The 20070-nt window shown below is 63.3% G+C and carries 21 protein-coding genes and 1 pseudogene; 9 read left to right on the forward strand and 13 right to left on the reverse strand.

Going from position 1 to position 20070, the window contains the following annotated elements:
* Nucleotides 1–23 precede the first annotated feature (23 nt).
* On the reverse strand, nucleotides 24–767 hold the full coding sequence (locus tag AC1KVG_RS13550) for an SDR family NAD(P)-dependent oxidoreductase (protein ID WP_481094733.1): 744 nt from the start codon (nucleotides 765–767) through the stop codon (nucleotides 24–26).
* 135 nt (nucleotides 768–902) lie between these two features.
* Here AC1KVG_RS13550 and AC1KVG_RS13555 point away from each other — a divergent pair, with 135 nt between their 5' ends.
* Nucleotides 903–1805 carry an AraC family transcriptional regulator gene (locus AC1KVG_RS13555; RefSeq protein ID WP_481094734.1) on the forward strand — a complete coding sequence of 301 codons (903 nt, stop codon included), beginning with the start codon at nucleotides 903–905 and terminating at the stop codon, nucleotides 1803–1805.
* Between the two features lie 618 nt (nucleotides 1806–2423).
* Here the strand turns inward: AC1KVG_RS13555 and AC1KVG_RS13560 are convergent.
* A complete protein-coding gene (locus AC1KVG_RS13560) occupies nucleotides 2424–2756 on the reverse strand; it encodes a hypothetical protein (protein ID WP_006449991.1) in 333 nt (110 codons plus the stop codon).
* A gap of 557 nt (nucleotides 2757–3313) precedes the next feature.
* Here AC1KVG_RS13560 and AC1KVG_RS13565 point away from each other — a divergent pair.
* On the forward strand, nucleotides 3314–3721 hold the full coding sequence (locus AC1KVG_RS13565) for a hypothetical protein (protein WP_249046443.1): 408 nt from the start codon (nucleotides 3314–3316) through the stop codon (nucleotides 3719–3721).
* 36 nt (nucleotides 3722–3757) lie between these two features.
* Entirely contained in the window at nucleotides 3758–4912 is a 1155-nt protein-coding gene (locus tag AC1KVG_RS13570) for an XVIPCD domain-containing protein (RefSeq protein ID WP_481094735.1), read from the forward strand.
* Nucleotides 4913–5026: 114 nt separating this feature from the next.
* Here the strand turns inward: AC1KVG_RS13570 and AC1KVG_RS13575 are convergent, their stop codons facing one another.
* The 4 genes and pseudogenes from AC1KVG_RS13575 to AC1KVG_RS13590 form a co-directional block, all read right to left on the reverse strand.
* Entirely contained in the window at nucleotides 5027–5359 is a 333-nt protein-coding gene (locus AC1KVG_RS13575) for a hypothetical protein (protein ID WP_481094736.1), read from the reverse strand.
* 182 nt (nucleotides 5360–5541) lie between these two features.
* Nucleotides 5542–6318 (reverse strand): hypothetical protein, encoded by a 777-nt coding sequence (locus AC1KVG_RS13580; protein ID WP_481094737.1) that lies wholly within the window; start codon nucleotides 6316–6318, stop codon nucleotides 5542–5544.
* A gap of 195 nt (nucleotides 6319–6513) precedes the next feature.
* Nucleotides 6514–6978, reverse strand: a pseudogene (locus tag AC1KVG_RS13585) (transposase); the annotation flags it as partial.
* 42 nt (nucleotides 6979–7020) lie between these two features.
* A complete protein-coding gene (locus AC1KVG_RS13590) occupies nucleotides 7021–8412 on the reverse strand; it encodes an alpha/beta hydrolase (protein WP_481094738.1) in 1392 nt (463 codons plus the stop codon).
* Between the two features lie 175 nt (nucleotides 8413–8587).
* Between AC1KVG_RS13590 and AC1KVG_RS13595 the strand changes: the two genes are divergently transcribed.
* The 3 genes from AC1KVG_RS13595 (at nucleotide 8588) to AC1KVG_RS13605 (ending at nucleotide 10722) form a co-directional block, all read left to right on the forward strand.
* Complete coding sequence (locus tag AC1KVG_RS13595; protein ID WP_481094739.1) at nucleotides 8588–9484, forward strand: RluA family pseudouridine synthase; 897 nt, start codon at nucleotides 8588–8590, stop codon at nucleotides 9482–9484.
* A gap of 118 nt (nucleotides 9485–9602) precedes the next feature.
* A complete protein-coding gene (locus tag AC1KVG_RS13600) occupies nucleotides 9603–9932 on the forward strand; it encodes a hypothetical protein (protein ID WP_481094740.1) in 330 nt (109 codons plus the stop codon).
* Between the two features lie 115 nt (nucleotides 9933–10047).
* The gene (locus AC1KVG_RS13605) at nucleotides 10048–10722 is read left to right on the forward strand and encodes a DUF2306 domain-containing protein (protein ID WP_481094768.1); all 675 of its coding nucleotides are present in this window, start codon (nucleotides 10048–10050) and stop codon (nucleotides 10720–10722) included.
* A gap of 32 nt (nucleotides 10723–10754) precedes the next feature.
* Here AC1KVG_RS13605 and AC1KVG_RS13610 read toward each other — a convergent pair whose 3' ends face one another.
* Nucleotides 10755–11537, reverse strand: coding sequence for a hypothetical protein (locus AC1KVG_RS13610; RefSeq protein WP_481094769.1), 783 nt, complete (start codon nucleotides 11535–11537; stop codon nucleotides 10755–10757).
* Nucleotides 11538–11742: 205 nt separating this feature from the next.
* Complete coding sequence (locus AC1KVG_RS13615; protein WP_481094741.1) at nucleotides 11743–12198, reverse strand: hypothetical protein; 456 nt, start codon at nucleotides 12196–12198, stop codon at nucleotides 11743–11745.
* Nucleotides 12199–12501: 303 nt separating this feature from the next.
* On the opposite strand from AC1KVG_RS13615, the gene AC1KVG_RS13620 reads away from it, so the two are divergent.
* Nucleotides 12502–12903 (forward strand): antitoxin Xre/MbcA/ParS toxin-binding domain-containing protein, encoded by a 402-nt coding sequence (locus AC1KVG_RS13620; protein ID WP_074058698.1) that lies wholly within the window; start codon nucleotides 12502–12504, stop codon nucleotides 12901–12903.
* Nucleotides 12904–12985: 82 nt separating this feature from the next.
* Here the strand turns inward: AC1KVG_RS13620 and AC1KVG_RS13625 are convergent, their stop codons facing one another.
* Together AC1KVG_RS13625 and AC1KVG_RS13630 are read right to left on the reverse strand one after the other, a co-directional pair.
* Nucleotides 12986–14608, reverse strand: coding sequence for an alpha/beta hydrolase (locus AC1KVG_RS13625; RefSeq protein ID WP_481094742.1), 1623 nt, complete (start codon nucleotides 14606–14608; stop codon nucleotides 12986–12988).
* A gap of 427 nt (nucleotides 14609–15035) precedes the next feature.
* Nucleotides 15036–15473: a DUF6393 family protein gene (locus AC1KVG_RS13630; protein ID WP_481094743.1), complete on the reverse strand. Its 438-nt coding sequence runs from the start codon at nucleotides 15471–15473 to the stop codon at nucleotides 15036–15038.
* A gap of 390 nt (nucleotides 15474–15863) precedes the next feature.
* On the opposite strand from AC1KVG_RS13630, the gene AC1KVG_RS13635 reads away from it, so the two are divergent.
* Nucleotides 15864–16424, forward strand: coding sequence for a hypothetical protein (locus AC1KVG_RS13635; RefSeq protein ID WP_481094744.1), 561 nt, complete (start codon nucleotides 15864–15866; stop codon nucleotides 16422–16424).
* A gap of 177 nt (nucleotides 16425–16601) precedes the next feature.
* Here the strand turns inward: AC1KVG_RS13635 and AC1KVG_RS13640 are convergent, their stop codons facing one another.
* Together AC1KVG_RS13640 and AC1KVG_RS13645 are read right to left on the reverse strand one after the other, a co-directional pair.
* Nucleotides 16602–17714, reverse strand: coding sequence for a type II toxin-antitoxin system RelE/ParE family toxin (locus AC1KVG_RS13640; RefSeq protein ID WP_481094745.1), 1113 nt, complete (start codon nucleotides 17712–17714; stop codon nucleotides 16602–16604).
* Nucleotides 17701–17907: a hypothetical protein gene (locus AC1KVG_RS13645; protein WP_268213361.1), complete on the reverse strand. Its 207-nt coding sequence runs from the start codon at nucleotides 17905–17907 to the stop codon at nucleotides 17701–17703. The genes AC1KVG_RS13640 and AC1KVG_RS13645 overlap by 14 nt, the downstream gene beginning before the upstream one ends.
* A gap of 278 nt (nucleotides 17908–18185) precedes the next feature.
* Here AC1KVG_RS13645 and AC1KVG_RS13650 point away from each other — a divergent pair, with 278 nt between their 5' ends.
* Nucleotides 18186–18692, forward strand: coding sequence for a CcdC protein domain-containing protein (locus AC1KVG_RS13650; RefSeq protein ID WP_268213359.1), 507 nt, complete (start codon nucleotides 18186–18188; stop codon nucleotides 18690–18692).
* A gap of 66 nt (nucleotides 18693–18758) precedes the next feature.
* On the opposite strand, the gene AC1KVG_RS13655 is transcribed toward AC1KVG_RS13650, so the two are convergent.
* Nucleotides 18759–20024, reverse strand: a complete 1266-nt coding sequence (locus AC1KVG_RS13655; protein WP_268213358.1) for a phospholipase D-like domain-containing protein — start codon at nucleotides 20022–20024, stop codon at nucleotides 18759–18761.
* Nucleotides 20025–20070: the final 46 nt, after the last annotated feature.

Raw genomic sequence — 20070 nt, forward strand, 5'->3', positions numbered from 1 at the left:
AGAGCACTGTGGTCGGGTAAGGCTTACACGTGATACCCACCCGCAACCTCAATGGATTGGGCGTTGATCCAGGCCGCATCATCGGACAACAGCATGGCGATGACGTTGGCAATCTCTTCGGGTTCTCCAACGCGGCCCAGCGCTGTCTGCGCCGCCAGCATGGCTTCGAAGTCCGGCGTCAGACCGCCGCCGAGTTCGGTGCGAATGGGCCCCGGCGAGACCGCATTGACGCGGATGCCGCGCTCGCCGAACTCCTTGGCCATGTAGCGGCTGAGCACCTCCAACCCGCCCTTGAACGCGGCATACGGCGCAACCCCGGCAAACGCCACGCGCGTGGTGGCACTGGTGAGGTTGACGATCGCCGCGCCGCGGCCCAGCAGCGGCAACAACGCCTGGGTGAGGAAGAAGGGCCCCTTGAGATGCACGTTGAACAGACCGTCGAACTGCGCCTCATCGACGGTTTCGATCGGGTTGAACACCCCGTAGCCGGCGTTGTTCACCAGCCCGGCCAGGGTGTCCTGCTGCCAGACCGTGTGCAGCGTCTCCTGCACGGCCGAAGCGAACCCGGCGAAGCTGCGTGTGTCGCCTACATCCAGCGGTAACGCGATGGCCTTGCCGCCATCGGCCGCAATGCGCGCCACCACCGATTCGGCCGCAAGCGGGTTCTGGTGATAGGTCAGGATGACGCCCATGCCACGGCGGGCACTGGCCAGGGCGGTGGCGGCACCGATACCGCGGCTACCGCCGGTGATGACTGCAATATTCATGGCGTTGCGCTCTTGTCTGAAGGTGTCCTCAGGCTAGAGGGCAGGGCGCCGGGGTGCCTGCCCGAAGCCGGCACGGGCCTGCCTGATCCTGCTTTTTGCGGTTGTCGGGCGGGCCGCGGCGTAGTCTGATAACGAATGAATTCAGCACTTATCGAGCTCAAGCGGCTCACCCGGCATGCCCAAAACCGCCGCACCGAGACCGGCATCCCGCGCGTGGCGATGGTGAAGGGCCAGGTGCCGGAACACGCGCTGGCAGCGGTCTACGACCCGATGATCAACCTGATCCTGCAGGGCGGTAAGTCGATGACGGTGGGAGACCGCACGCTGCATTACGACCCGGCGAGCTACTTCGTCATGACTGTCGACCTTCCCGCCATCGGCAAGGTGCACCCCGCACCGGACGGCGCTGCCTATCTTGCGGTCAGCCTCACGCTCGACCCGGAAACCATCGCCGCCCTGCTGCACGATCTACCCGCGCAGGCCGCCACCTCCGCGGCAGGCGCCGATGCGTTGTCGTTCTGCGTCGCCAGCATGACCGGGGAAATGCTGGACGCCTGGGTACGCCTGCTGGGCCTCATGGAATGCCCCGCCGATATCCCGGCACTGGCGCCTGCCTACGAGCGCGAGATTCTGTACCGCGCACTGCAGGGCCCGCAGGGCGGCGTGTTGCGGGCCGTGGCAACGCCCGATTCCACGCTGGCACGGCTGCGCAAGGCGATCCACTGGATCCGCGCGAACTACGCCCAACCCCTGCGCATCGCCACGCTTGCCGGCCAGGCGGCCATGAGCGAGTCGGCGTTTCATCGCAACTTCAAGGCGGCAACTGCGCTCAGCCCGTTGCAATACCAAAAGCAACTGCGGCTGCTGCAGGCGCGCCAGTTGCTCACCGCGCACGGCAAGAGCGTCACCGCCGCCGCCCTGGACGTGGGCTACGAAAGCGCAACGCAGTTCAGCCGGGAATACGCACGCACCTTCGGCCTGCCGCCCTCCCAGGACGCAGCGCGGATCCTGGAGACGTTTCGTGGCGTGGCGGTATGAAGCGTCCGAGCTGGGCCATCGCCGTAGCGGAAGCCTGTCGTCGTTGAACCCTATCCATGCGGATCGTGGCGACCAAACTGCCGGTGTGATCGCCTTGCCCTGCAAAAAAGCAGCCAGTGCCGTGAGGCGCTGGTGCTATTGGTCGCTCAGATCGATGGCCTAGCGGCTCATGACGAACAGGCGGAACGCGCGTGCTCAACGCCTGGTGTTAGCCCTAAAAACGCGAGGTCAGGCATCCGCCTGACCCCGTTCGCCGTCTGGCAGGCCGGGCGGCTTACTTGGCCTTCTTTTCCTGCTTGGCCGCGCGCTTTTCCTTCAGCGTCTTGGCCGGCTCTTTCTTCTGGCTCTTTTTCTGGTCCATCCCCTTGCTCATGACACCCTCGTAGTTGCTGGATTGATCGGTCGGGCAACGCCATGACCCTGGCGTGCCTGCGCACTGTAAGGCTTGCGCGCGCTGGATGGCAGGGGAGAGCGGGCGGAGCGACGGGCGGTGCCTCAGGCTTGGCGTTTCTTTGGGGCAGGCGCAGGCCGATCGGCGCCGCCGGCAGAGCCACAAACGCAAAACGCCCGCGTGCGACGGTGAAGGTCGGCACGCGGGCGCTGGCGACAGCGGCGGCCTTACTTGGCCGGCACGCGCTGGTACTGCTCGCCGCCGGTGTTGAGGTGGCCGTTGGTCTCGTCGATGGCGAAGTTCACCGTCTCGCCATCGTTGCTGACCTGCAGCGCCCCGTCCTTGTAGACCGCCGGGTAGCTCTCGGTCTTGGGCTTGCGGCTGAAGAACTTCGGCGTGGTGCTGCGGACCATGAAGGTCTCGCCATTGCGCTCGATGTCCATCGTCTCTTCCTGCGTCTGCACATTGACCCAGTGGCCGACGAACTTCTCGCCCTCCACCTTGGCGCAACCGCTCACCAGCAGTGCCGCGGCCAGCGCGGTGCCCATCCACTTCATCATCGTGCGTTCTCCAGTTGAGGCTGCGGCGAGGATGGCGGGTGGGGGATGTAGAAAGGGTTAAGGCGTATCGGTGACGGATCAAAAAGGGAGTTGATCCCGCACGAACGCTCAGCCTGATCCGGCGCATTCCACCCCATGAAGCCCGGGTGCAAGCGCCATCGACGGCCGGTAACGCGATTCGCGCAAGCGAGGATCATTTCGCCGTTGGGCGTTGGAGCCGCCGATACAAACGATACCGTGCAACGTCTGCATACCATAAAAAGTTCGGACCTCCCGACATACTGTCGCCGTTGGCGGCAGCGCTTTGATTATCCAGGTGGATATTGCCGTGCTAGATTTCCACGACAGTTCTAGCGCGGGATAGAGAAATGGCCCTTCGCATTCGGGGATCACATGGTCTGCCATTTGGCTGGGGACATGCCGCCTTCCCGCGAGCAATCTTGTTGCCGCTTGGGCTACTGGCGTGCACCCTCCATTCGGGATGTGTTTCTAGCACTCCACGCAGTCACTCAGCTGTAGCAGCTACCAAGCCCCCCATTGAAACCAGGAGCAAAGACGTGACGGAACGCCTCAAGCAAGATGTGGATCGTTTGATCGGCACTGACTTCCGGGACATCGCAGCCATTAGTGCTCAGCTTCACACGCAACTCCGACCGACCCAGTCAGACGGGGAAAGAGAACTGCAAGTCAGCGAGAGCGGGACACTGGCTGGTGAAAAATTGCAGCGTATTGAGTTGAGTAATACAACAGGCAATCCATCTCAAGGGAAATTAGTGATCGATTTCTTTCCGCCTGGTCCGGCCTTCGCAGATGCACCTTGGGTGGACGCTGTTCCTTACCCGCCCCGGCCAGACGCCCCCGATTCGAGAGCTTATTGGGTGATGAAGGTTGATGGTGCAAAAGTCACTTTCGGTCTGACGCAAGACCAGTCGCACTTGAGCTATATCTCGATTAACAAGCTATAAGCTGAGAGCGTAGTTACTCGAGCAAAGGAGTGCATGATGGAAGCCAATGAAGACTCAAGATTTCCACAGCCGCAACAAGCGGCTGCATCTTCCGCCGGTGTACGTCCTGCCTCTCCGCTGACGGACCCCGCGCTCACGCCGCTTGTCAGTCAGTCGCCCACGCTTCAAGCAGGCCTGTCTCAGCTCAAGCGTGATGGCATAGGTGTTGTGTGGGGCAATGCCGGCGGGGGCACCTACATAATTCCTGACAAGCAAATCGTTATTGACCAGAACGCGATTGGCAAGGGTGAAAGACTTGCTGGATCACTCTCACATGAGATCGGACATCATCGGTTTACCGAGGAACCCGATTATTCCTCCAAGCATGCGTATGTCACCAACATGCTGCGCGGCGAAGCTGCCGCAACACTCAGTAATGCGTTGGTCCGGCGTGAGATTCTGAATCATCAAGGTCCCGATATCGGTATCGCTGGTAGCGGTACGAGACCAAAGCAGTACGAAGCAATTGCTGATCAGCAGATGGCAGGCCAAATCACACGTGATGCAGCGTTGAATCAGATTGCCCAGGTATTCAAGACTGAGCAGCCTTCTGTTGGGCCGAGTAAGACGTACGAGCAGTATTACGGCGACTATTACGACAAGCACGTTGCACCACTGCAGCGCAAACACGGTAGGCCGGAGCCAGGGTCTGGTACGGATAGCCTCGTCAACGATGTGAAACAGGACTTGCCGAGCCGTGATTCACAAGCGCCATTGTCGGCAAGGCCATCTCTGCCAACGCAGCAAGATCACGCAGATCACGCGCTATACCAACAAATCAAAGGTGGCGTGGAAAAGCTCGATGCCCAACATGGCCGGGAGTGGGATGCATCAAGTCAGCGCATGACGGCCAGCCTGCTCGTGCTAGCAAAGGAAGAAGGCCTGACGCGTGTGGACCATGTGCTGCTCAATAGCCCAACAGACAAGCTTGCGGCCGGAGAAAAAGTGTTTCTGGTTCAAGGTATTCAGAGCGACCCAGCGCACCTTCGTGCCGACATGGCCACGATGCAGGCGGTGCAAACACCTGAAAACCAATCGTTTGAGCGCGTGCAATCGATCAATCAAGCTCAATCGCAAGTGCGAGAGCAGCAGCAAGCGCTTGAGCAATCGCAACAGACAGTCACTCCGCCTGGGCCAACGATGACGCGTTGAGAGCGTTCGCGGACGTGCTTGCAAAGATATTGACAAACCGGCAGGGCTACAAATGCAAAACGCCCGCGTGCGGCAGTGATGGTCTGCACGCGGGCGCCGGTGACAGCGGCGGCCTTACTTGGCCGGCACGCGCTGGTACTGCTCGCCGCCGGTGTTGAGGTGGCCGTTGGCCGCGTCGATGGCGAAGTTCACCGTCTCGCCATCGTTGCTGACCTGCAACGCCCCGTCCTTGTAGACCGCCGGGTAGCTCTCGGTCTTGGGCTGGCGGCTGAAGAACTTCGGCGTGGTGCTGCGGAACATGAAGGTCTCGCCATTGCGCTCGATGTCCATCGTTTCTTCCTGCGTCTGCACGTTGACCCAGTGGCCGACGAACTTCTCGCCCTCCACCTTGGCGCAGCCGGTCACCAGCAGTGCCGCGGCCAGCGCGGTGCCCATCCACTTCATCATCGTGTGTTCTCCAGTTGAGGCTGCGGCGAGGATGGCGGGTGGGGGATGTATGGGAGGTCAAGATGTGCTTGCCCAGGTTTTGAACAAGCGATGACGAGATAGAAAAAGTCAACCTGACCCCTGTTACTTCTCTGCCGAACTCTACGCGGATGCAGGCGAGTCCACCGTCGCGTGGCGCTCTGTCAAGCTTTGATACCAGCATGCCCGAGGTGAAATTCAATCGTGATGTTTATTGCAAGCTCCTCTGCTCGATATATGTATTGGAGTGCGTCATCGCGAGATCCCGAGAAATGCTCGCTGTGTACAGCGTCGTTTCGAAGCTTGTTCAATTCTAGATATCGTTCTAGAGTGGAATCTTCGATTGCTATTTCATTCTTAATCAAGTTAATAATTGTGCGTGCCGAATGAGTTTCCGAAACGATGAGGCCAAACTTTCTTGCACATTCTCGCGCTGTAATTTCAACTCCTCGCCAAGCCAAAGTTACCGAGCTTCTGGGGGAGTGGTGGGCTATCAGTCGCGCCTCATGAAGGACACTAATGGTCCTGTCAGGTAGAAGCTTGAGCCACTCGATGCGATCACCATCATCGTTGTCCATCTGCTCCATGCGGAGATAACAGTAATCGAAGAATTCGGAGGTCTGATTTATATCGATCTTGGGTGCCGAGCTTCCCGGTACTTGCTCGAGCTGGGGGTCGCCTTGTGCTGAACCTTGATGTTTAGGCTCCTCAAGTATCGCCGCAGGGACTTCATTTACCGGGACATCCGCAGAAGGCGTGGGTAAGGGGGGGAGAGAGCTGACTTGATCGCCGAAAGTGAAAGAGGCCTCGACTCCACCCGCTTTTAGGGAAGCAAGCTTAGGTAGCAATGCTTTGATCTCTTTGTGGAAAGCAAAGATCACAAGGCCTATAACTAATGGCCATGCAAGCGCCTCGGTCATAGACGTAATAAATTCGAGCACGTCAACCCTTGCAGTGGTTTCGGTGGCTGCGGGTGCGAGGCTAGCGGGCATGTCGAACTGTTCGCTGAGGATGGGATGACTTTACCTCCAATTGAGGTGGAGGGGCCTAACAGGCTGCTGAAATACCAACTGCCAAGCGATGCTGCACCACCGTAAATTTTCCGTCGCATGCCAGAAGTGGCGAAAAATTGTCCATCAGGACACTGATTCATGGCCTTCAACGCCGGATTCGAGATGACTTCCGCCTTTTTCATCTCCTTTCCCGCCGTGCAGGCACAGTTGCCCCAACGTGCGAATGCGTACCAGGTTGTAGGCGGTCATGTTCAACATGAAGACCTGGCCCACCTTCTCCAAGCCCCGCACCATCACCTGCCGGATGTTGCCGATCAGCTTGGCCCAGCCAAAGCCTTGTTCGATCAACTTCCGCTTCGTCTGCGAGATCGCGTAGCCATCGCTTGCAGCCACTTCATCAGGAACCGCTGAGCGACGATTGCTGGTGTTCTGCGCGATGTGCGGGGCAACCTGGATCTCCTGCAGCGCCTCGACGAACTCGGCTGCGTCGTAGCCCTTGTCCGCGCCCAGCGTGAGCGCACCGTCCGGGTTGGCCTGGCGTGCATCCGCGATCATGGCCTTGGCCGCTTCACGCTCGGCGTAGCCGTCCAAAGAATTGGGTCAGGGTCATTTGTCCCCCCTTTCCCATCATCACTCGCCAGGCTCACGACAGCGTCCAGCAACTTTCCGGTCCGCCACAAAATCAGCAACCGCACTCGCAAAACACGCAGGCGCCGCAAACGCGAGCAGATGCGCACCACGCTCAACGGTGCTGAAGGTCACCGGGCCTGCGGCTTTCAGCAATGCGGCATGCGCCTGCGCGCCTGCGTACGGGGTATTGGGGTCTAGCGTGCCGTGGATGATCAGCGTGCGCGGCAGGGTGGTGGGGCTGCGGCCGAACCAGGCGTCGCGCGGGTAGGTGGGCAGGCCGGCGTCCACCAGCAGGCCGGGGATGGGGCTGACGAACAGGGCATCCTTGGCTTCGGCCGCGACGGTTTCGTGGGTGAGGGTTGGCCGTGCATTGTTTTCGGAGGCGGCGATCAGCATGACCAGCGGCAATGCGGGTTGGTTCTCGCCGCCTTGGCCCATGGCTGCTAGCGCGGTCTGCAGATCGGCGATGGAGGCGGTGAGTAACGTGGCATCGTCGCGGGCCAGGCCATCGATGATGGCGGGAGTCCGGTCGCGCAGGGTGGGGAAGTTGAGCAGCATGCCGAGAAAGCGCCTGAGGTCTTTGCCGGGGATTTGGGTGCGCCATGCGGCGCTGTCGCTGCGATCGAGCACGCCGCGATAAGTCGCGGTGTGGGCGTCATCCAGCAGCGCGCGGCCTACCGCATCGACCACCGTGGTGCGGTGGCTCAAGTCCCACTGCGCGGCAGTCTCCGGCGGCACCAGTCCATCCAGCACCAGGCCGTCCAACGGCACGGGCGCCACTTGCAGGGTGCGCAGTGCCAACTGCGTGCCATAGGACACGCCGTACAGCAGCACCTTGCCCTTGCGTCGTTGCTGGCGAATCAGCAGGGCAAGATCTTGCGCCGCCTCGGTGATGGTGAAGGCCTTGGTGCGTTGAGAATCTGCGTAGAGCGCGCCAATGCACGGACCCCATTCGGCGCCGGCCAGGCCCACGCCGTTTGCGCTTTGCGGCGCTTCCTGCACAGGGCACAGGCGGGTGGAGCGCCCGGTGCCGCGATGGTCCGGAATGATCAGGTCATAGCCAGGAAAGGCGCGCCGGTAAGTGCTGATCATTGGATACAGCGAGGCACCTGCTTCGCCCGGCCCGCCCGCGATCAACCACACTTCGCCGCGTCGCTTGGTCTGGTCCGGTGTCGGCAAACGGCGGACGAACAGGTTGATGGTGCCGGCATCCGGCGATTCGTGACGCAGCGGCACCTGGGCGAGCAGGCATTCGCTACCGGCCAATGGTGTGTGTGCCGCAGCGTCGGCACACGCGGTAAATGAAGGCGGTGGCGTCTGCGCTGCGGTGGCAAACGGCGCAAGGAATGCAGCAAGGCAGGCAACGGCTGCGTAGATCGTAGGACGACGCATCGAGTTCCATCTCTTGGCAAAGAGCAGCAGCATTGCCTAAGGCGGTGTCCTGCGTATCGCCCGAAAGTCATTCTTCACCGATGAGGTGCGCATGCCTCTGCACAGATCGAGCAACAGTCAAACGCGGGCAAGGTACGATCCAGCCCTATCTGTTCGAGCGCGTATCGCTGTCGCCATGGTTTCAACACGCCCGATCCTTGATGGTATTCCCGCCAGCCACTTCCAGCTCCCGATGGGAACCTGGGCGACGGTGCTGGAGGCGCTATGCGCGTGTTTCCCGAGTGTGGATGCCGCCACGTGGCGTGACCGCTTCGCGCGTGGGCGTGTGCTGGATGCGAATGAGCAGGTGCTGGAGGTATCGGCGCCGTATCGATTAGGTGCGGAGATCTATTACTTCCGCGAGGTTGCGGATGAGCCCGTCATCGCGGCGACGGAAACGGTGGTGTATGCCGACGCGCACGTAGTGGTGGCGTGCAAGCCGCACTTTCTGCCCGTTGTGCCAGCCGGCGTCTATGTGCGCGAGACACTGCTGACGCGGTTGGTGCGCCGCTTCGATAATTCCGCATTGGTGCCGCTGCACCGCATCGATCGCGATACCGCTGGGCTGGTGATGTTTTCGGCCAACCCGGCAACCCGCGGGATCTACCAGGCGCTGTTCCGCGAGCGACGCATCCGCAAGCACTATCTGGCAGTGGCACCGCCGCTGCCGGGGCTGAGGTTTCCGTATGTGCATCGCAGCCGGCTGGAGCCGGGCGAGCCGTTCTTCCGCATGCGCGAGAGCGTGGGTGAGCCGAACAGCGAGACGGTGATCGATGTGGTTGCGCGCGGTGCGGACACGTGGACGTACCGGCTGGAGCCGGTCACTGGGCGCAAGCACCAGTTGCGCGTGCACATGGCCGCGCTGGGTGCGCCGATCCTGCATGACCGCTTCTATCCCGATCTGGAAGATCAGCGGCCTGATGATCCGGAACGGCCGCTGCAGTTATTCGCGCATACGCTGGCGTTCGATGACCCGATCACTGGTGAGCCTCGGCGCTTTACCACGACGGTCGAACCGACAAAATCGACTTGAGGCGCTAGCCTCTGCTTCGCTAAAAAATCGGGCGAAATATCTGGTTTTCAGATATCCGAAAGAGCGCATTACGCTGGCCTTGCGGACATCCCGTCCGCTTACGTCGAGGACGGACGCCATGACTGCTTCGAAAGCCCTTTCGACTACCGCTCGGAGACGCGCCACGCCAGCGGCCAAGCTGCAAACGCACGAAGAGCCCTTCACCTTCGGCGTCACCCTGCAGCAGATCGACCAGTTCCATAAGCTGCTGCGCACGATCACTGCGCAGAGCGACATGGTGGCGGTGTGCAGCGGCAAGCCGCTGGACGCCACCAGTCTGTCGGTTCTGGGCGAGAGCATCTTCAATGCCGCCCGCGCGGTACGCGGTGTGGTCGACCAGATTTACGAGCAGCGGCTCGGTGGTGACGGTGTTGCCCCGGTGTCGCACGCAATGCAGCGCCAGGCGTAAGTCTTCCCCCCCGCCGCACCTACGATCTGCGCCCACGCTCCTGCTGCGTGCCCATGCTAGCGTTCCGCTGCCGAGAGCCGGCTGGCCGAAGGAGCGGGGCATGCGAGTCGATCCGATGCGCGAAGGTGTCGAGGTAGCGGGTAGCAGGCCGTTTGCCCGTGTGGCGTGGGCGTTGTTGTGGCTTGCGTTGGCGGCGTTCGCGGCCGAGTTTGTGCGCCACGTGTACCTGAAGTACGCCGCGCTGGAGTCGCCGGCATACGCCATGTTCCTGACCCGGCGCGGCTGGCTGTGGTGCCACCTGGGTGGCGGTGCCGCCTGCATCGCCCTGGGCACGCTGCAGTTCGCCACGCAAGGCTGGCGCAGGCACGCATGGGTGCACCGTTGGGTTGGGCGTGCGTATTTCGTTGGCATGTTGGTGGCGATGCTTGGCGCCACCGGGCTGATCGCCACCTCGCCGGCCCCGATGGCGATCCGCGTGGCCTTCGCAGCGACGGAAGCGGCTTGGCTGGTGATGGCGTCCGTGGGCCTGGTGGCCATCCGTCGCGGGCGGGTTGGCCGGCACCGAGGCTGGATGGTGCGGGCGTATCTGGTGACCCTGGCGCCGGTGGTATTTCGCATCGCGCTCTATGCGGCGGTGGGGGCCGGCATGGTGCCTTCGCCGGGCGCCATTGCGGCGCTGCTATGGGCCAGCTGGGCGGTGCCGTTGCTGATCCACATGGTGGGGAGCGCAATCGCCGATGCTGCGCGCCGGGACGCGCGACTGTCCGGCCTCGGCATCGACGCCGGCTGAAAAACGGTCCCAGTGCGAAGCGCAGGCAGCGCTTAGAGCACCTTCATGTCGATGGCTAACGCGCCAGCGTGCGCCGGCATGAAGTCTTTCAGTGCGCCGCGCGCGCGGTCCTGGATCTTCTTCCAGTCCTTCAATGCAACGCGCACATAGTTGATTTCCACTGCGACCTTCATCTCCGGAATGACGAACACGTGCGCGCAGGTGGGAAGTTCCCGCTCTTTGCTGCGGACAAGCTTGCCCTCACGGAACTCCACGCCGGACTGTTCGACCTCGCGGGAGGTGCACTTGATGATGGTCTCGATGTTCCCTTGAGCGTCGCGGCTGACATACCAATCCTTGTAGTAGCTTGCCTCCACGATGGAATTGGATGGTTTCAGTCCTTGCGCCAGATAGTGCTCGCGGTACGCAGCGACGTTGGCGTAGTACGGCGTGAGCCCGTCTTTTTCTTCTCCCTTGATGCGCGTGTTGATATCCGCCTCTGGCGTGTCTTGCGTTGCGCCGTCCGGTGTGTACTGCCGCCGAAGAAATGCATCGGGGTCCACGCGGTCAAGATAGCGATAGCCGATATTGACGGTGCGGGTGGCCACGTCCAGCTTCAGGTGGGCACGCTCGCCAGGAGCGAACGCGTTCAACTCCGGGTATTCCAGATACAGCCCGAAGCTGCCATCGAAGTTCGGCCCCATCTGGTCGTCGAAATAGTTGGCGGGAATCTGCAACTTGTACGGACCCAGGCACGCCTCCATGACCGGTGGCGGGCTGGTGCCGGGGTCTTGCGGACCGCCACGTTGCCGGACGCACCCTTGTTCGTTGGTCATGGTGTTGGCGCCTGTTTGCGTTGCGCTGCAGCCCGGAACGGAGAAGCCCAGTGCCATGCATGCAAGCCCGGCCAAGGCCAGTGGGTGTCTCATGCATCCTCCTGCGCAGCATGCTGGAGTTGAGTATGGGCAGAGCCCGGACTGCAAGCGACGCAACTACATTGCGTGCAGCCGGGCGAATCGGCACTGCTATCGCGCGTCAGCCTCAACGCACCTTGTACAACACCGCCGCGCCCGGCCGGGGCTCGAACATCGGCACGGTCTGCTGCTTGAGCGCGGTGCCCTTGGCGTCCCACACCAGGGTCTCGACGGGGTAGTCCTCGGCGCGAGTCATGCTGCCGATCTGCTTGACGATCACCGCCGAGCTGGCGGGCACTTCCGGGTTCCAGGCGAACACGCCCAGGCGGCCGTAGAACACTGCGGGCGCTGCGGCATCGAGGCGGCGGTCGGGGCACATGACCAGGCCGCGTTCCAGCATCACCCGCAGCGCGCCAACGGGCACGGCCTTGACGGTGGGCGAGGTGCGGTCGGTGCTATGGCCGGGGCAGACATTGGCTGAGCGGGTGAGCATGTCTTCGACCACTTGGCGGTCGGGTTGGGCCACCGCCGGCAGGGCGGCGGTGGACAGGGCAAGCACGGTGAGAGCGGATTTCCAGGGCATCTGACAACTCCTCATGAGGTGACACTCCAATACTGCAGCCCTGCGGGCGGGCTGCTGCCAGTGACGCGCCCGGATGCTAGCAATCCGGGCGTTAAACACTGCGAACAGTGGCGCTGCTCATCGGCAGGCGCGTCCCACCAGCAACCGGCTGCCGAAGCCGCCGCCAAGTCACCAACGCCGCACATGCCGGCCGGTGCGGAATGTAACGGCTGCTGACGCTCACATCGGCTGTCAGGAGACTCCTGATTGAGCGGCGAGGGCGGGGCAGATAGCGTGCGCGCTATCACATCGTTGGACTGCTTTATGGAACGTGCCGACCTCATTGCATCACTGCTCACCGGCATGCGGCGTGCCGAAGATTTCCGTGCGCAGGCGTCGATCTACAGCACCGCGCACAGCCAGCAGATGGAGGTGGATCACGGCAAGGCCGCCGACGCCGAGCTGGTGCTGTCGCTGTTCGCCTTCACGCCGGAGCACCTCAGGCTGCTGGGCAGCGCCGGCATCGAGGCCCTGGGCGAGATCGTCTGCCACGCCTGGGCCTTGAACGGCGGCAACAACGAGGCGCTGATCGGCTGGTTCCGCAAGCCCATGAACGCGCTGGACGGGCAGACGCCCGCCGCCCTGGTGCGCGGCGGCCGCCTGCAGGTGCTGCTGCTGGTGCTCAGGCAGCAGCTGGAGTGGGAGTTGCCCAAGCGCTCGGCCTGAGTACCGACACTGCCGGCCGCTGCGCCTTGGCGTGTGCACGGCCGGCCCGCCGATCGACGGTGCCGGCCGTGCATGGGCGCGCTTACCGCTTCGGCCGCGCCACGGCGTACATCTCCCAGGCAATCTTCTTCATCAGGGCGTTGCTGTCCTCGCCCTCTTTGTACAGGTCGAAGTGGGTGCGGCCTTCCAGGTAGCGGAAGTCGCTTTTGGCGCCCAGGCCGTCCAGCACCGCCTGGAACTTGCGCGCCGCCCCATCCAGGTAGAACGTATCGGCGGTGCCGACGATCAGGTGGATCTTGCCGTCCAGATCCGGCTTGAGCGTGGGCCATTGCGCGGCCACGCGCGCAGAAATGTCGTAGTGGGTGCGCCAGTAGGCCACCACGGCCGGGTCCACCTTGCCGGTGTCGCGGTCGAACATCGGCACCGGGCGGCCGTCGGGCCCGCGCGGGGAGAACACCCACTCGAACGAGGTCATCTGGCCGCCATAAGGGCCCAGTACGCGCTCGAGCTTGGCGAAGGTTTCCAGATCGGCAACCACCTTGCCCTGGTCGCGGATCAACGGGAACTGGCTGCCGTCCGGGCGCCGGTAGACGTTGGCATTGGGCGCGTACAGATCCGGCCCGGTGAAGTCGCGGAAGTCGCTGGAATCGGGCGAGGTGGACCAGGTACCGCCGAACAGCTTGGGGTAGCGCGTCTGCAGCCACAGCGTGGCCCAGCCGCCGGAGGAATGCCCGTTCAAGAACCGGCCGCTGGCCTTGCCGTCCATCTTGTACTGGCGTTCCAGCGCGGGGATCAGCTCCTCGGTCAGTGCGGTGCCCCAGGGGCCGTTGTTGACCGAGTCGGCGAACTCGTGGGTGCCGGTGGGCGTGGCCTGGTCCAGGAACACCCAGATCATCGGCGGCATCTGCTTGGCCGCCATCGCGCTCCAGGTCGCCGCGATGCTGCCGGCAAAGCGGTTGTAGTTGCCGCCGAAGCCGTGGGTGACATACACCGTGGGATAGCGGGCGGCGGCCTTGGCGTCGTAGCCGGGCGGGGTGAGCACGCGGGCGCGGATGGAGATCGGCCGGCCCCAGAAGGCGCTCAGCGACGGGCTCACCATCGAGGCATCCGCGCTATGCAGCCTGGCCTCCGGGATGGCGTCGCGGATTGCCTGTGGCACCCGGGGCGACACCTGCCAGGGGTCGTCCGACACCGGCACCTGCTTGCTGAGCCTCAGCGTGGGCAACGGCTTGCCCTTGCCCGGCGTCACCGCGGTGACCTCGCTCAACAGATCACCGCCATCGCGGCCGCCATAGCTGTAACTGTGGTCCGGATCCAGCACGGCCTGGAACAGATACGCGCCGGCCGGCAGCGCGGAAAACGCACTAGGGAAGGCAATGTTGTCCAGGTCGATCTCGACGCTGGCACCGGGCGCGAGCGCGGTGACCTCCTGCGCCGCCACGGCCACCGCCGTCGGGCGGAACGGGCTGACGTCCACCTCTTCCACCTTGCCGGCTTTGCCGTCCTTTCCGTCCTGGGCCGCGGCCTGGGCGTCCTTGGCCAGGGTGGCGAAGACCAGCAGGCGCCCGGACACGGGCTGATCGCTCGCCCCGTCCAGCGTGACGCGCAGCAGACGATGGGCTGCCGGTGCGGCGGCGTGCGCGCAGCAGGCGCACAACAGGCCAACGGCCAGACCCAGGCGGGGGGCAAGACGATGCAGAGACATGCAGATCCTTTGGAGCGCAGGTGGATGAGGCGGGCACATACGGCCCTGCGCAGACTGTAGCCAGTTCCCGGCCGAACGTGCGCCGCCATCGCGAGGTCTGGTCAACGTATCCGATCTGACTGCTCCAGGGCTCACATCATCAACCGGACGCGACACCGGCTCCGGCCGGCATCGCGAGCGGTAGCGTGAAGTTACGCCAGCCCCAAGTAACTAAAAACTAAAGTCAGCGGTAGTTTCAACCCGATAAGTGCCCGATAGGCAGCCAATCTAATGTCGGCTTTCGATTTCGCTTGTTCCCGGTGAGGCGCGCTTGCTGCGCCAGAGTGTGTTTGGTCCCGTGACGGATGCATTGAAAGCGGGGTGTGATGCGTTGAAGACGGCCGCTATCGGTGCGTCTATTTTCTCATCCATGACGTGCGTCGTTGGCTTACTGGTTTTTGATGTAGACAGCGTAGACGTGCGTCACTTTGCCGCTGGAATTCAAAGAAAAAGTCATCACGATGGAACGGGCATCGGGGTCCAGCATCGCCTGCCCCTTGTTGTCCCTGATGACCAGCTTGCCTGCGGTGTCTTCAACGATCTTTGACGTTGGAGACTTGCCGACCATCTCCAGCACCGTTGCTTTTGCTGTACCCAGCGGTATGTAGTTGCTGACGATGCTGCTCACATCGATCTGTTGGAATCGGAAGGGCTTTTGGGAGGCATAAATCTCGTCGAGCATGGGCACTGCTTCTGATTTCAGGATGTCTTCCTGTGTCGAAGCGGTGAGTGCCATCTCTGCATTGGTACAGGACAAAAGCGAGAGCACTGCGATTCCGATGAGTGCGAAGGTTGCAGCCCAACGGCTTGGCGTGATGCGTGGCATGGCGATCTCCTGATGCAGCTGATCATATGGATCAGATGTCTGCGAGCTATTCCAGGTAACCGTTCTATCTTGAGGGATGTCTGTTGCGAGCAACGGAGCGCCGTGTTCACTTCCGAAAGCCAAACTGCATCACGCAACGAAGACGCTGAGACGATTTGCCGGGTTTGCAAGGCGTTGGTCTTCAACGATGAACACACCAGCGGCGTGGCCAGCTGGGTGGCGTAGGTGTGGTGCTGCTACACAGACGCATGTCCTCATCGAACGCAATCGATCATCTGCCGCTTGGCGTTATGCACAGGTGCCGTTGCGACTATCCATTCAAGGCGCAAGCCGCCGCCGCGCGAACAGCCGCTGCCGAAACCTTGCATCACCCACCAAGGAATGATCGAAATGAAACGTAAAACCAGCTATCGCGGTGCGCTTGCGGCCAGTGGCCTCTCGCTCGTCGTGGCCGCGTTGTGCATGGACGCTGCCGTTGCAGCACCGGTCACCGGGACGGACAAGGTCACACTGACCCATGTCTTTGCCACGCTGCAGACTGGCCAGCAGGATCAGAACCCGGAAGACATCGCGGCATGTCGCAAGCAGGTTGCGGCACCGAGTTCCAAATATCTGGGAGTGACAGTTACGACCAAGTATTCGATCGACGTGCAATCCAAAATCATGAGTGCCTCGTCGTCCCTGGCCTCTCCTGTGGCGACACAGCCGCTGGTACTCACGGTGCCGCTGGCGCCGTTGGGCTTGTCTGGCGAGTATGGCTTTGGCGCGTTTCGACCGAGCGCGTTGCCCAGTGCCTATGTGCTTTTCTCTGTCGACCTTGATTTCAAGAAACCGACGTCGTCTGTGCTCGTTCTCAACAGCGATAAAAACTACAACTGTCTGGTGACCAGCAATCCGGCGCCGTTCAACGGAGCACTGAGTACGAAGCTGGGACAAGACCAAGGGGGCTAATGGTTGCGACGGCCGAGTCGTCGTCGAACGAGCTGAGGACCTCTTCGGCTCGTTCGTCCGACGCCCTCAGAACTTTGCGCTAACGAAAGGCGCCGAAACGGCGGTCTTCGGCACGTGGTTTTGTGGATAAGCAGCGGTATTGCCGGCCGACAGCTTTGGCAAACAGAAACCCACCACTCACCGATACGGCCCCGGCCCGCGCCATACCGGCTCGCCCTGCTTGTAGACCTCCATCATGTTGATGACCTCGCGGGCATCGCCGATGTCTTTCAGCTCGGGGGAATCCGGCGGCAGCAGGCGGCATTTGCTCGAGCCGCGTTTGAGCGCGACTTCCAGCGGGCAGACCATGCGGTACTGGGTGCCGGGCAGGATGATGGCCACTTCCTTCATGCCTTGGTCGCGCCAGTTGCGCAGCTGGGTTTCGCTGCGCACTTCGTAATACACCTGGTAGCCACCCACATCCATGCTGGGTTGGGCATTGTTGCGGTCGCGGCGGCGGCCTTCGCTGATGGTGGGCGTGTTGGACATGCCGTCTTCGGCGGCATCGGCTTCTTCTTCGAGCATGCCGGGTGGGCGGCCGGTCCAGGTCTGGGGGCGGCGCTGCGGCGGCGATGACGGTTCTGCCGGCGGTTGCGGCGGGGTGGGGCGCTGCACCGGTTGTGCCTGGCGTTGCTCGACCAGGCCGCCGCGGCGGGTGTTGCCTGCGGGCGGGATCGGGTTCTTGGCGGTCTTGACCAGGGTGGACTGCACTGGCGAGGCGGCCGGTGGCGGCTGTACCGGCGCCGGCGTTGGCGACGGCGGGGTGGGCGCTGGCGAGGGAACGGGCTGGTCGGGCGTGGAGGTGTCGCCGACAAAATCCACCTTGGTGCGGCCACCGCTGGCCGAGCCCTGCGGCGGGGTCATGGTGGGTGTGGAGGCCGACAGCAGGATCAGCAGCATCAGCACGTGCAGCAGGGCGCTGATCAGCGAGGCGATCCACGGGTCCAGGCGTTCGCCTTTCGGCTCGGTGCGCGGCAGCCAGTCTTTGGCGTCGACTTGAACGTGCAGCAACTGCAGCGCGTCGTCGCGCACGCGGTAGACCAGCACGTACGGCGTCTGCTTGACCACCCATTCGCGGGTGCCGGCGACGCGGCCGGCGCGGCCACGGCCCGGTTGCTCGGCTAGGGTGCGGGTGGCTTCCAGCACCTGCCGCGCCATCGCGGCGGCGGCGGTCGGGTTGAGCGCGTGGTAGTGATCCTGGGCGTATGCAAGTTGCTTGGCGGCCGGGACGGTCCAGTCACGCCGCAACATCAACGCCCCATTTGGCGAACAGTGCCGTGACCTGTGCCGGGGCGGCAACTGCGCCCTGATCCGCTGCGGCAATGCCGTCCAGCACCGCGGCCTCGAAGCTGGCGGTGTCCACGACGCGGACCACGTCGTCCCATCCTGCCGTCTCGGGCAGCGTGTCGATCAGCGTGAGGGCTTCTTGCTTGATGGCGGACATGGCACTGCGGTGGGGGAGCTCTGCCGGCAAGTCTACCCGTGCGGCTCTGGTTCGCGTGTGGCAATGGCTGGCGCGCGGCTGGGGCGTTCACCGGCGGTGGCAGGCAGGCCGGTCCTGCGCAAAGGTCGGTTGTCTGTCGCCATTGCCGCGCGCGGCGGCGGCCGCCCGGGCAACCCGCCTGTGCGCAGAAAGTGACACTTGGCACCTTGTTCGCGTTGGCAGCTGGTTTCATTCTGCGGCGGTCACCTCACCTGCATCTCACCTGGAAAGGAATCGCCATGCCCGCTGCTGCCATCGCACCGCTGACCCCGTATCTCTCGATGGCGGCCATCGCCTTTCTCTACTACCGGCGCATCCGGCGCAGCTTCGGCCGCCAGCAATGGAAGCCGGTGAGCACGGCGGTGCGTACCGTGGTGCTGGTCATTGCGACGGCGGCGCTGGCGTACGCGGTCTATGGCTTGCCGCAGGTGCGGCCAGGGATCGCCTTGGGAACGCTGGTGGGCATCGGGCTGGGCGCGCTGTCGCTGCGTTATACGCATGCCGAATGGGTAGAGGGCCGCGGCTGGTACACGCCCAATCCGTGGATCGGCGGCGGGCTCACGCTGGTGCTGCTCGGGCGGCTGGCCTGGCGCTGGGCCGACGGCGCCTTCAGCGCGGGCGCGGCGGCGGCCGGCTCGCAGGCCAGCCCGTTGACGCTGGGCATTGCCGCGGCGCTGGTGCTGTATTCGCTGGTCCATGTTGGCGGGCTGTGGTGGCGCTTGCGCCAGTTGCGGCTGCAGGCATGACCGCCTGCGCTAGTGTGGGGAGCTGACCACGGGTGCGCTCACTACCAGGCGGGGGAAGGCCGTTGCCTACACCTGCGAGCGAAACGGGATGACCAACTTCTCGCCCAGCTTCTGCCGCAGCGGCCGCTTGCGCCAGCGTTCCAGCGTGTACAGCTCGGCCCGTTGCAGATCGCGCTCGAACACTTCGGTCATCTGCGCAGCTAGCGCACGGTCGTAGACATTCAAGCTGGCCTCGTCGTTGAGGCGGAACGAGCGGATGTCGAAGTTGGTCGAGCCCACCGAGACCAGCAGGCTGTCGATGATCAGCAGCTTGGTATGCAGCATGGTGGGCAGGAATTCGTGGATGGCGATGCCGGCCTGCAGCAGCGGCTCCCAACTGGCCTTGGAAGCCAGCCGCACCGAGACCGCATCGATATGTTTGCCGGGCAGCAGCACGCGGATACGCACGCCGCGCGCACGCGCTTCTAGCAGCGAGCGGGTGATCAGCGCATCCGGCACGAAGTAGGCGGCGGCCAAGTCGATGGAGCTGCGCGCCGCAGCGATGGCGATCAGATACATCAGGTGCATGCTCTCGCTGCCGCCCGCTGGCGAGGCCACGAACAGTTGCGCGTCGCTGTCGCCGGCCGGCGCCAACTCGGGGTAGTACTCGGCGCCATTGAGCACGCGGCCGGTGGTCTTGATCCAGTTGTCGTTGAAGGCGGCCTGCACCTGCGCCACCACCGGACCTTCGATGCGGTAATGCGAATCGCGCCAGTGCTCCGGGTCCTGCGCATCGCCCATCCACTGGTCGGCCACGCCCACACCACCGGTGAAGCCGATACGGCCATCGATCACCAGCAGCTTGCGATGGGTGCGGTTATTGACGCGGTGCAGGTTGTACCAGGTGAGCGGGCGGTAGCGATGCACCTCCACCCCGGCGTCGGTCATGTCATCGACCAGCGCGGCGTCCATCTTCAGGCTGCCGCCCCAGTCGATGGTGACGCGCACCTTGACCCCGGCGCGGGCGCGCTCGGCCAGCGCCTGGCTGAACTCGCGGCCGATCTCGCCCGACCAGTAGATATAGGTTTCGAAGGTGATGGTGCGCTGCGCGCTGCGGATGGCTGCCAGCATCGCCGGGAAGATCTCGTGGCCGTTGTGCAGCACCTGGATCTTGTTGCCGGGCAGGATCGCCGGGCCCAGCAACACCGACATCTCGCGCTTGAACTGCGGGTCGGACACGTCGTAGCAATGGCTCGGGATGTGCTCGAGCTTCTTCTCAGGCGTGGCGAAGTTGAGCAACAGCAGCCCCACCAGCAAGGTGGTGACGACTGCGGCCACGATGATCCATGTCATGCATCCAACTCCCGTTCCCCTGCCATCAACGGCCCCAAGCGGCCGG

It is taken from the genome of Xanthomonas sp. NCPPB 3959 (genome assembly GCF_056675575.1).